Here is a 10,107-nt window from a genome sequence, read left to right on the forward strand (position 1 = left end):
CGGGGGCAGCAGCGTCTTCGGCAGCGGCGGTTCCGGCGGTTCCGGCGGCGGCAGCGTCTTCGGCAACGGCGGCCACGGCGGTTCCGGTGGCGGCAGTGTCTTCGGCAACGGGGGCAACGGCGGCTTCGGAGGAAGCACCGTCTTCGGCAATGGCGGCCACGGCGGTTCCGGTGGCGGCAGTGTCTTCGGCAACGGCGGCCATGGCGGCTTCGGAGGCAACACCGTCTTCGGCGACGGAGGCAACGGCGGTGCCGGGGGCTTCAGCGTCTTCGGCAACGGCGGCCACGGCGGAGTCGGCGGCTTCAGCGTCTTCTGATCACCACGGGGCACCACGGCCCCGTCCCGACGAGGTGGAGGTCTCGGAGGGCCTCCACCCCACCCCGCCGATCACCACGATCGGCCCCGGCCGGCCGGGCGCGGAGCCCGAGACCTCCTGCCTTTGAACGACACCCTGTCCTGGAAACGGAGAATCCTCATGTTCAAAAACCCTCAGCGGCGTTCCCTCATCCTGGGGACGGCCTCCCTGGTCATCGCCATCGGCACCGTGTACGCCGCCGACGCGGCACGAGGTGCTCCGGCGGACACCCACCGCTCCGCCCATGGCAGCCCTTCTTCCCACCACCCCTCGGACTGCGGCAAGGGCGGCAGGGGCGGGGAAGGCGGAAAGGGCGGCAGGCCCGGTCGGCCGGGCGAGCCCGGCAAGCCCGGCTGTCTCCGGTTCGGCGACCCGCTGCCGGACAAGCCGAAGGGAGCCGAGCTCCAGGGGGCGGACAGGATACGGGTTGTGATGTCCGTGATGTCCGGACACACGACGCGTGCCGAGGCCGCCAAGAAGTACGAGGTCCCGGAGGGCGAGATCGACACCTGGAAGCGGCAGTTCCTCAACGGCGACTGGTTCGCGCTGTTCGGAGGGAACAAGGGACAGAACGGAAAGGGCGACTTCCCCTTCTGTTCATGACGCACGACACGTACGACCTGTTCACGACGGTACGGCCGCGGGCAAGGAGCGAGGAATCGAGGGCCGGGCCCGGTGGGCGGGCCGGAGGAGGGGGACTGCCGGCCGTGAAAGCTGGTGATCATGTGGTGGTCGTTCGGCCGCCTGGGCGACAGGGCTCAGGCGGCCGATTGCCGTGTCGATGCGTGCGCACGGCACGGCCCCGTCTCGCCGTCACCACGGCGGGCCCTCGGCGGGTCCCTTTCCGGCGGGCTCTCCCCCCTCGCGACTGCCGCCCCCGGCACCGCCGCACGGAGCGGCCGCGCGGGACGCATCCGCGGGCCGCGACCGTCTGATCTGGGCGACTTGCTGCTCTTTGAGCGATGTGAAATACCTGAAGAGGGTTTTTCCAACGCTCACCGGGGACCCCTACCGGGCCTCCTCTCCTGGAAGAGGGAGCGCCATGACGGGAGCGTACGAGGCCGCCGGGCGCGTGGTCGCCGGGCGTTACCGGCTCCTGCGTCGGCTCGGCACTGGTGGCATGGGGCGGGTGTGGCTGGCTCATGACCAGGAGCTGGCGTGCGAGGTCGCGCTCAAGGAGATCGTCCTGTCGCCGGACATCCCGGAGAGCGAGGTGAGCGCCCGGATCGCGAGGGCCCGCGGCGAAGCGCAGCACGCCGCCCGGCTGCGCAACCACCCCCATGTCGTCACCGTGTACGACATCGTGGAGTCCGGCGGTCTGCCGTGGATCGTCATGGAGTTCGTCCCCGGCGCCACGGACCTGGAGGCAGTGGTGCGCGATCAGGGGCCGCTGCCGCTCGCCGACGTCGCCCGGATCGGGCTGGCGATCCTGGACGCCCTGATGGAGGGTCACCGGCTCGGTGTCCTGCACCGGGACGTCAAACCGGCCAACGTCCTGCTGACCGGTCCCGGCCCGCACGCCTCCCGCACCACGGAGGACGGCCGGGTGCTGCTGACCGACTATGGCATCGCACTGGAGCCGAGCTCCGGCGCGCCGCGGCTGACCGCACCCGCGGAGATCATCGGGACCGTGCGCTTCATGGCCCCGGAGCGGCTCCACGGCGGGACACCCACCCCGGCCTCCGACCTGTTCTCGCTCGGCGGCACCCTGTACTTCGCGCTCGAGGGCACCGGCCCCTTCGACCGCGACTCCGACTGCGCCCTGCTGAGCGCCCTGCTGTCCGAGCCTCCCACCCCGCCGCGCCGGACGGCGGAGGCGGCCCCGCTCCTCCTCGGGCTGCTGGCCAAGGACCCCGAGCAGCGGATGGACGGCGACGAGGCCGCCCGGCAGCTCACCGCCCTCGCCGTCCGGCCCGGCCCGGCCTCCGCGCAGCCCGTGACCCTCCCCACGGTCGTGCCGTCGGCCGGGCCGAGGGAGCCGGTCGGCCCGGTGCCGCCGCGCTCCGCCGAGCCGGCCCCGCAGACCGAGCTTCTGCCACCGGTGGAGTTCCGGCTGCCGGCCGAGTTCCAGCCGGCGGCCGAACCGGAGGAACCGGTCGGCCCGCCCCCGGAGCCGCCGCACCGGGAGCAGCGGGAGGAGAAGCCCCGGCCGCACCCCCGCCCGCCGCGGTCCGGACACCGGCGGGCCGGGCTCATCGCGGGGGCGGTGGCGCTGGTCGCAGGGGGTGCGGGCGTCTATCTGGCGCTGCCCGACCCTCCCGCACCGGCCTCCGTGTCCTCGATCCGGGTCGGCGGCCACCCGGAGGGGGTGGCGGTGTCCCCGGACGGGCGCCGGGCCTATGTGACCAACGAGCGCTCGAGTTCGGTGTCGGTGATCGACACGGCGACGAACAAGGTGGACCGCACCATCCCCGTCGGCAGCTTCCCGAAAGGGGTGGAAGTGTCCCCGGACGGGCACCGGGCGTACGTGGCCAATCTGGGTTCCGGTTCGGTGTCGGTGATCGACACCGCGGCGAACAAGGTGGACAGCACGATCCCCGTCGGCCGTCAGCCGGACGGGGTGGCGGTGTCCCCGGGGGACGGGAGCCGGGTCTACGTGACCAACGGACGGTCGGATTCGGTGTCGGTGATCGACACGGCGACGAACAAGGTGGACCGCACCATCCCCGTCGGCTCCAGTCCGGCCGGGGTGGCGATGTCCCCGGACGGGCGCCGGGCGTATGTGGCCAATCTGGGTTCCGGTTCGGTGTCGGTGGTCGACACGACGACCGGCAAGGTGGGCCGCACCATCCCCGTCGGCCGCTCCCCGCAGGCGGTGGACGTGTCTCCGGACGGGCGCCGGGTCTATGTGACCAGTCTGGGTTCGGGTGCGGTGTCGGTGGTCGACACGACGACCGGCAAGGTGGACGACACCGTTCCCGTCGGTTCCGGCCCGCAGGGGGTGGCGGTGTCCCCGGACAACGGCCGCTGGGCCTATGTGACCGGCTTCAGCTCGGGTGCGGTGTCGGTGATCGACACGGCGACGAACGAGGTGGGCCGCACCATTTCCGTCGGCTCCGGCCCGGCCGGGGTGGCGATGTCCCCGGACGGGCGCCGGGTCTATGTGGCGGACTTCAGCTCGGGGTCGGTGTCGGTGATCACCGTTTAGAGGGCGCCGGCCGAAGGGCGCCGGAGGACGCCGAGGGACGTCGGAGAGCGCCGAGGAATGCCGAAGGGCGCCGCAGGGTGCCGAAGGGCGCCGGGGCGCTGCCGGGTGTTCAGGGTCAGGGCGTTGTCAGGGCAAGGGCGCTCCGGGCCGGTCCGCCGACGCGGGCGGGGGCCGGTGTGCGGCGGCGCAGAAGTGCGCCGGACCTCGTGGAGGTGCGAGACCGTTGCTCGGCGACAGCACCAGGTCCGGCGGAAATGCGAGGTCGGTGGCGGGCGTCTCGCCTCAAGGCGGGGTGCAGCCCGGCGGCGTCCAGGTGCGCATGCCGCTGTCGTCGTACTGGTACCCCGTGCAGGAGTCGCGTGGTGCCATGCTCGGTGATTCCGCCATGGCCGTCGTTGCCCGGGGCGCCGCCTCGGCGCTCGCCACCCCCACCGTTCCGGCGAGCAGCGCGGCGGCGCAGAACCCGCCGGCGAGGTGCCGGATGCCCTTCCAGGTGCGTGCCGTCATGATGATCTTCTCCTTCGGGGACGGGCTGGTTCACTCACCAGCGTGAGATTTTGGCCAAGAGGTGTCAAAAGCGGCCAACAGGGCTTTTCTTGGGGTTTCCTCCCTTCTCCTGCGGTGCCCTCCCAGGGCCGCAAGGAGCCGTGCGGCCGGCGGGAGGGGCGTGTGTCCGGCGAGGGGCGGGGGCCCGTCGTGGCCCGGGGCCGTTCGGGAGCCGGACCGCCGAACGGCCCGGACCGGGCGGTGCGGACCGAGAAGCGGGCCGAAGGACGCGGACCGAACGGACCGAGCGGTGCGCGTCGAGCGGCCGGCGGCCGGGGGTCGCCGTCACAGCCCGAGGGTGATGGCCAGGCGCATGAGCTCTGCCGAGCTGCTGATGCCCGACTTGGCCCGGATGCGGCGCAGATAGGCGTCGACCGTGTGCGGGGAGAGCCCCATGCGGCGGGCCGTCTGGGCATAGGTGCGCCCGGCTGCGATGTGCTGCAGAACCTCGTGCTCGCGCGGGGCCAGCAGGACCCGGGCGGGAGCGGGGGCTTCGGTGTACGGCGTGGATGTCAGGCTCATGGGGGTGATGGGGGCTTCTCTGCGGCGGATCGGGTCGGACATCGCCGCACGCACAACCGGAAGAGGTGGATTTGTGCAGAAATGTCTTGGTTGATGGAGACCACGCGAGGAGCCCGGGGTGCGGTTCCCCGCCCTGTGCGCTTTTTTGAAGATTTTTTCGAAGATTTTTTCCGGGCTGCCGTCCGGGAGCCGCTCGGCCGGGCACCCGGGGGGAGCAGGGCACCGACAGGACGCCTGCCACCCGGCCCGTTTGCAGCAGGTTCGGTCCCGTACAGCACTGCGTTGGTGCTGCGTGCCGCGCAGGAACATGCTTGTCAGTGGAGCCCTGGCGTGCGGATCCCCCGGGAACCGCGGGAAAAGGAACGAGCGAGGGCGAGATGAGCGGCGATGGAGCGACCTCCCACACCTCCTGGTGAGCGGCCCGCCAGGACGGACGACTTCGGTGAGACGGCGTACACGGCCGCGGCCACCGTCGACGCGTACGGCGTCGTGACGGGGTGGAGCGAGGGGGCGCGGCGGCTGCTCGGCTACGAGCCCTCGCAGGTCGTGGGGTGTTCCGCCGCCCGCCTGCTCGCCGACGCCCCCGGCGGGGACGTACGACGGGACGCGTCGGGGCGCGACAGGTGGAGCGGCAGCGTGGCGGTACGGCACCGGGACGGCGGCCGGCTTCGGCTGCGTCTGCTCGCCCATCGGCGCGCGCACGGCGGGCGGGCCGACGAATGGCTCGTGGTGTCCGCCGTGGCGGGCCGGCCCGGCGGGCTCTCCGGCGGACCCGGGTCCAGGGCGCCGGGGGAGCGGCTGGAGGAATGGGCGTTCACCCAGTCCCCCTGCGGCATGGCGGTCTTCGGCACGGATCTGCGGCTGGTGCGGGCGAACGCCGCCATGGAGCGCGTCCTCGGCTTCACGGAGTCCGAGATGCGCGGGCTGCGTCTGCCGGACATCGCGCCGCAGCCCGTGAGCGAGGAGGCCGACAGGGGGATGCGCCTGGCCGTCGAGACCGGCGAGCCGCAGCATCTGCAGGCCGGCCCCTGCCCCGTGACGGCGCCGGGCCCGCAGCACGGCCCGCCGACCTCGCTGACCCCGTTGAAGGACGCGGACGGCCGGGTGCGTGCCGTGTGCCTGGCGGCGCACCACAGGGCGCAGGAGCCGCCCGCCCGGCAGCACACGCGCCTGCTGAAGGACGTCGGCGCCCGGATCGGCACCACCCCGGACGTCGCGCGCACCGCGCAGGAGCTGGCCGACGCCGCGGTCCCCCGTCTCGCCGACTTCGCCGTCGTCGACCTGCTCGACGTCCCCGGGAGCGACGACGAGGTGCCCTCCGCCCTGTCGGCCGGGGGCGTCACCCTGCGCCGCACCGCGGTGCAGTCGGTCCTCGGCGAACGCCCCGAGTCCCTGGCCGCGACGGGCGGGACGACCGTCTACCCGGCACGGTCGCCCGTGGCCGAGTGCCTGGCCCGGGGCCGTGGCGCCCGGTACGCGACGACGGACTCCGCCGTCGTCCGGTGGGCGGACGAGGACCCCCAGGCCGCCCGGATCCGCGAGGTGGGGACCCACTCGCTGATGGTGGTGCCGGTCCGCTCGTGGGACACCACGGTCGGCGTGGCCCTCTTCGGCCGTCACCGCAGCCCGGAGGCCTTCACCCCGGAGGACCTGTGGCTTGCCGAGCAGTTCACGGCCCGGGCGGCCGCGGGCATCCACGGCGCCCGGCGGCAGCCGCGCGAGCGCACCACCACCATGGCCCTGCAGCGCAGCCTGCTCCCGCAGACCCTGCCCGACCAGGCGGCCGTCGAGATCGCCTCCCGCTATCTGCCCGCCGGCGGCCGGGCCGGCGTGGGCGGCGACTGGTTCGACGTGATCCCGCTCTCCGGCGCGCGGGTGGCCCTCGTGGTGGGCGATGTGGTCGGCCACGGCATCCGTGCCTCGGCCACCATGGGGCGGCTGCGCACCGCGGTGCGCACCCTGGCCGACGTCGACCTGCCGCCGGACGAGCTGCTGACCCACCTCGACGACCTCGTCATACGCCTGTCCACCGACACGGCCGCCACGGGCGGCGCCGACGAGACCGCCGGGGGCATCGGCACCACCTGCCTGTACGCCGTCTACGACCCGGTGTCCCGCCGCTGCACCCTCGCCCGGGCCGGCCACCCCCCGCCCGCCGTGGTCACCCCGGACGGTGCCGTGTACCTCCTCGACGTCCCGGCCGGTCCGCCGCTGGGCCTGGGCGGTCTGCCGTTCGAGACCAGCGAGACCGAACTGCCCGAGGGCAGCCTGCTCGCCCTGTACACCGACGGTCTGCTCGACGCCCGCGACCGCGACATCGACGAGGCCCTGGACAGGATGTTCGCCGCCGTCGCCCGCCCCGCCCAGACCCCGGAGTCGGCGTGCGACCGGGTCCTCACGGCGCTGCTGACCCACCGCCCGGACGACGACATCGCGCTGCTCATCGCCCGCACCCGGGCCCTCGACCCCGGCCGGGTCGCCGCCTGGGACCTGACCTGCGACCCCGCCGACGTCGCCCGGGCCCGCCGGCTGGCCACCGACCGGCTGGAGGACTGGGGATTCGAGGACGCCGTGTTCGTCACCGAGCTGGTGGTCAGCGAGCTCGTCACCAATGCCATCCGCTACGGCCGGCTGCCCATCCAGCTCCGGCTGATCCACGAGAACAACACCCTGATCTGCGAGGTCTCCGACTCGAGCAGCACCACCCCGCACATGCGGCGCGCCCGGATCTTCGACGAGGGAGGGCGCGGCCTGCTGCTGGTCGCCCAGCTCGCCCGCCGCTGGGGCACCCGGCACTCCCTCGTCGGCAAGACCATCTGGGCCGAGCAGTCCCTGACGGGGAGCTGAGCGGGGATCCACGGGCCCGTGACGGCGGCCTTCGTGCCCGGCGGCGTGAACCGGGCCCAAACGGCGGGCAGTTCTCCGCACCGGTCCGGCTCGCGGTCCCGAACCGCGCGTGCACGCACCGAGGCTGACCCTCCGGCGGGAACCGCCGGGGACCGGACGGACGCGCCAGGAGGCGCGAGAGTCCGGCGGGCCCGGCCGCGGACGGCGGACCGCGCGAGCCGGATCCCGCGGAGGGAGGCTACGGCCGGGCCAGGCCCGACTTCAGGCCCGCCCCGCACAGCGGCACCACCGCCGACCTGCCGCCGAGGGCCCCTTCCCTGACGGCCGCCCAGCAGACCGCGCTCGTGGACTCCACGTAGAAGCCGCGGGAGGCGAGGTCCAGCTGGGCGTGGCGGATCTGGTCCTCCGTCACGGTGAGGAAGGTGCCGCCCGATTCGCGTACCGCGCGCAGGATCTGGCGGGCGCGGGGCGGACGGGGGATGGCGATGCCCTCGGCACGGGTCGGGCCCACGCTGATCAGGTCCGCCGGCTCCTCCGCACCCTGCTCCCAGGCACGGGCCAGCGGGGCGACCGCCGCCGCCTGCACCGCCCACAGCGCCGGGCGCCGGTCCAGCAGCCCGGCCCCGTACAGCTCGGCGACGGCCAGCGCCGCGCCCAGCAGCAGCGTGCCGTTGCCCACCGGCAGGACCAGGACCTCCGGCAGACGCCCGCCGAGGTCCTCCCACAGCTCGTGGACATAGGTCTTGGTGCCGTGCAGGAAGTACGGGTTGTAGACGTGCGAGGCGTAGAACGTGGCCGGCTCGTCCGCCGCCCGCTGCGCGGCCCGGGCCGCCGCCTCGCGGCCGCCGTCGACCACCTCCACACGGGCGCCGTGCGCCTCGATCTGCTCCAGCTTCTTCGCCGACGTGCCCAGCGGGACGTACACCGTGCACGGCAGCCGCGCACGGGCGCAGTACGCGGCGATCGCCGTGCCCGCGTTGCCGCTGCTGTCCGCGATCACCCGGCGCGGACCGGAGCGCAGTGCGACCTCGGCCAGCAGCACCGCGCCCCGGTCCTTGAAGGACAGCGTCGGCATCAGGAAGTCCAGCTTCACCGAGACCTCGTCCGTCAGCGGCACGAGCGGGGTGCGGCCCTCGCCGAGGGACACGGTGGGTCCCGTCAGCGGCAGTGTCTCGGCGTACCGCCACAGGGAGTTGACCCGGCCGGCGAGAGACTTCAGGGGCGCCGGGATGGGGGTGAAGTCGAGGTCCAGGGGGCCGTGGCAGGAGGGGCAGCGCCAGGCGAGGGAATCGCCGGGGACGCGGACGCCGTCCGTGGGGCAGTAACGATCCGGCAGCGGGGTCATGCCCTCAGGTTACGGGTGCCGTTTCGCCGACGCTGCGTCATGACCGCCGTACGGCACGTCCGTCACCCTGCGCGAGGCTCTGGGGTGAGCCGGCCGTCCGCTGGACGGCGCAGAGGTGTGCCGGCGGCCGGAGCGGGGAGAACACGAGGGAGAAAGCGCCTGAGTGAGGTGCCCGGCTTCCAGAAGTCATCACATCGGGTGATTCTTTGGCCTTTGCTTGCAAGTACAACCCACGGTTGTCAGGCTGTTGCTGTCTGTGCAACCTGATGGGAGAGGCCAGTGACTTTCGGTGAGCAGCCGGCGTATCTGCGTGTCGCGGGTGATCTCCGCAAGAAGATCATCGACGGCCTGCTGCCGCCGCACACCCGTCTGCCCTCCCAGGCCAGGATCCGCGAGGAGTACGGCGTCTCGGACACGGTCGCCCTCGAGGCCCGCAAGGTGCTGATGGCCGAGGGCCTGGTCGAGGGCCGCTCCGGCTCGGGGACATATGTGCGCGAGCGGCCCGTGCCGCGCCGTATCGCCCGCTCCGGCTTCCGCCCGGCCGATGGCGCGACCCCGTTCCGGCAGGAGCAGGCGGACACCGCGATGCGCGGCACCTGGGAGTCCAGCAGCGCGCAGGTCGAGGCCGACGACGCGATCGCCGGACGGCTCGGCATCAAGCCCGGCGACCGCGTGATGCGCACCGCGTACGTGTTCCGCGAGAGCGGCGAGGCGATGATGCTCTCCACCTCCTGGGAGCCGCTCGCCCTCACCGGCCGCACCCCCGTCATGCTCCCCGAGGAGGGGCCGCTCGGCGGCATGGGCGTCGTCGAGCGCATGCGCGCCATCGACATCATCGTCGACAACGTCACCGAGGAGGTCGGCGCCCGCCCCGGCCTCGCCGAGGAACTGCATGTCCTCGGCGGCGTCCCCGGCCATGTGGTGATGGTCGTCCAGCGCACGTTCTACGCCTCCGGCCGCCCCGTGGAGACGGCGGACATCGTGATCCCCGCCGACCGCTACCGGGTGGCGTACCACCTGCCCGTGAAGTAGGCGCCGCCCCTGCTCGTGAAGCCCGTGAAAAGCCCGTGGAAGACCCTGTGAGAACAGGTGTCGCGACGGGCCGGTGCACCGCGGCGCACCACTCCGCGCCGGGGTGCGCGCCCCTCGGCGCCCGGCTTTGCGGACACGCCGTCCGCGGCGCGTCGAGCGGGCGCCGCATTCCAGCCGTTTTCGCAGGTCGTTCCGGCGGCCGCGGTATGCCCTCGAGCGGACGTACCGGGGCGTTTGCAGGGCGCGTTCGCCTTCGTGCGCCCCAGAGGCGTGATTCCCTCACTGGCCGGTTGCCTAAGGGCTGTCCCGTAA

8 protein-coding genes are annotated in these 10,107 nt (G+C 73.4%); 5 read left to right on the plus strand and 3 right to left on the minus strand.

All coding sequences use genetic code 11. From position 1 onward, the window contains the following. The 3 genes from CCN35_RS26410 to CCN35_RS26420 form a co-directional block, all read left to right on the plus strand. On the plus strand, positions 1-316 hold a 316-nt coding region (locus tag CCN35_RS26410), incomplete at its 5' end, for a hypothetical protein (protein WP_211285584.1). A 159-nt stretch (positions 317-475) separates the two neighbouring features. Next, positions 476-958 (plus strand): helix-turn-helix domain-containing protein, encoded by a 483-nt coding sequence (locus CCN35_RS26415; RefSeq protein ID WP_067400120.1) that lies wholly within the window; start codon positions 476-478, stop codon positions 956-958. A gap of 439 nt (positions 959-1,397) precedes the next feature. Beyond that, complete coding sequence (locus CCN35_RS26420; protein ID WP_067400116.1) at positions 1,398-3,503, plus strand: serine/threonine-protein kinase; 2,106 nt, start codon at positions 1,398-1,400, stop codon at positions 3,501-3,503. Between the two features lie 282 nt (positions 3,504-3,785). Here CCN35_RS26420 and CCN35_RS28195 read toward each other — a convergent pair whose 3' ends face one another. Both CCN35_RS28195 and CCN35_RS26430 read right to left on the minus strand, forming a co-directional pair. Continuing rightward, a complete protein-coding gene (locus CCN35_RS28195; protein ID WP_143631853.1) occupies positions 3,786-4,010 on the minus strand; it encodes a hypothetical protein in 225 nt (74 codons plus the stop codon). 324 nt (positions 4,011-4,334) lie between these two features. Continuing rightward, the gene (locus tag CCN35_RS26430) at positions 4,335-4,571 is read right to left on the minus strand and encodes a response regulator transcription factor (protein WP_067400097.1); all 237 of its coding nucleotides are present in this window, start codon (positions 4,569-4,571) and stop codon (positions 4,335-4,337) included. Positions 4,572-4,958: 387 nt separating this feature from the next. Here CCN35_RS26430 and CCN35_RS26435 point away from each other — a divergent pair, with 387 nt between their 5' ends. Next, on the plus strand, positions 4,959-7,418 hold the full coding sequence (locus CCN35_RS26435) for a SpoIIE family protein phosphatase (RefSeq protein ID WP_067400093.1): 2,460 nt from the start codon (positions 4,959-4,961) through the stop codon (positions 7,416-7,418). 238 nt (positions 7,419-7,656) lie between these two features. Here the strand turns inward: CCN35_RS26435 and CCN35_RS26440 are convergent, their stop codons facing one another. Beyond that, a complete protein-coding gene (locus tag CCN35_RS26440) occupies positions 7,657-8,763 on the minus strand; it encodes a threonine synthase (RefSeq protein ID WP_086794605.1) in 1,107 nt (368 codons plus the stop codon). Between the two features lie 279 nt (positions 8,764-9,042). On the opposite strand from CCN35_RS26440, the gene CCN35_RS26445 reads away from it, so the two are divergent. Further along, the gene (locus CCN35_RS26445) at positions 9,043-9,795 is read left to right on the plus strand and encodes a GntR family transcriptional regulator (RefSeq protein ID WP_067400084.1); all 753 of its coding nucleotides are present in this window, start codon (positions 9,043-9,045) and stop codon (positions 9,793-9,795) included. Positions 9,796-10,107: the final 312 nt, after the last annotated feature.

The organism is Streptomyces thermovulgaris, from assembly GCF_002155915.1.
GTDB classification, from domain to species: Bacteria; Actinomycetota; Actinomycetes; order Streptomycetales; family Streptomycetaceae; genus Streptomyces; species Streptomyces thermovulgaris.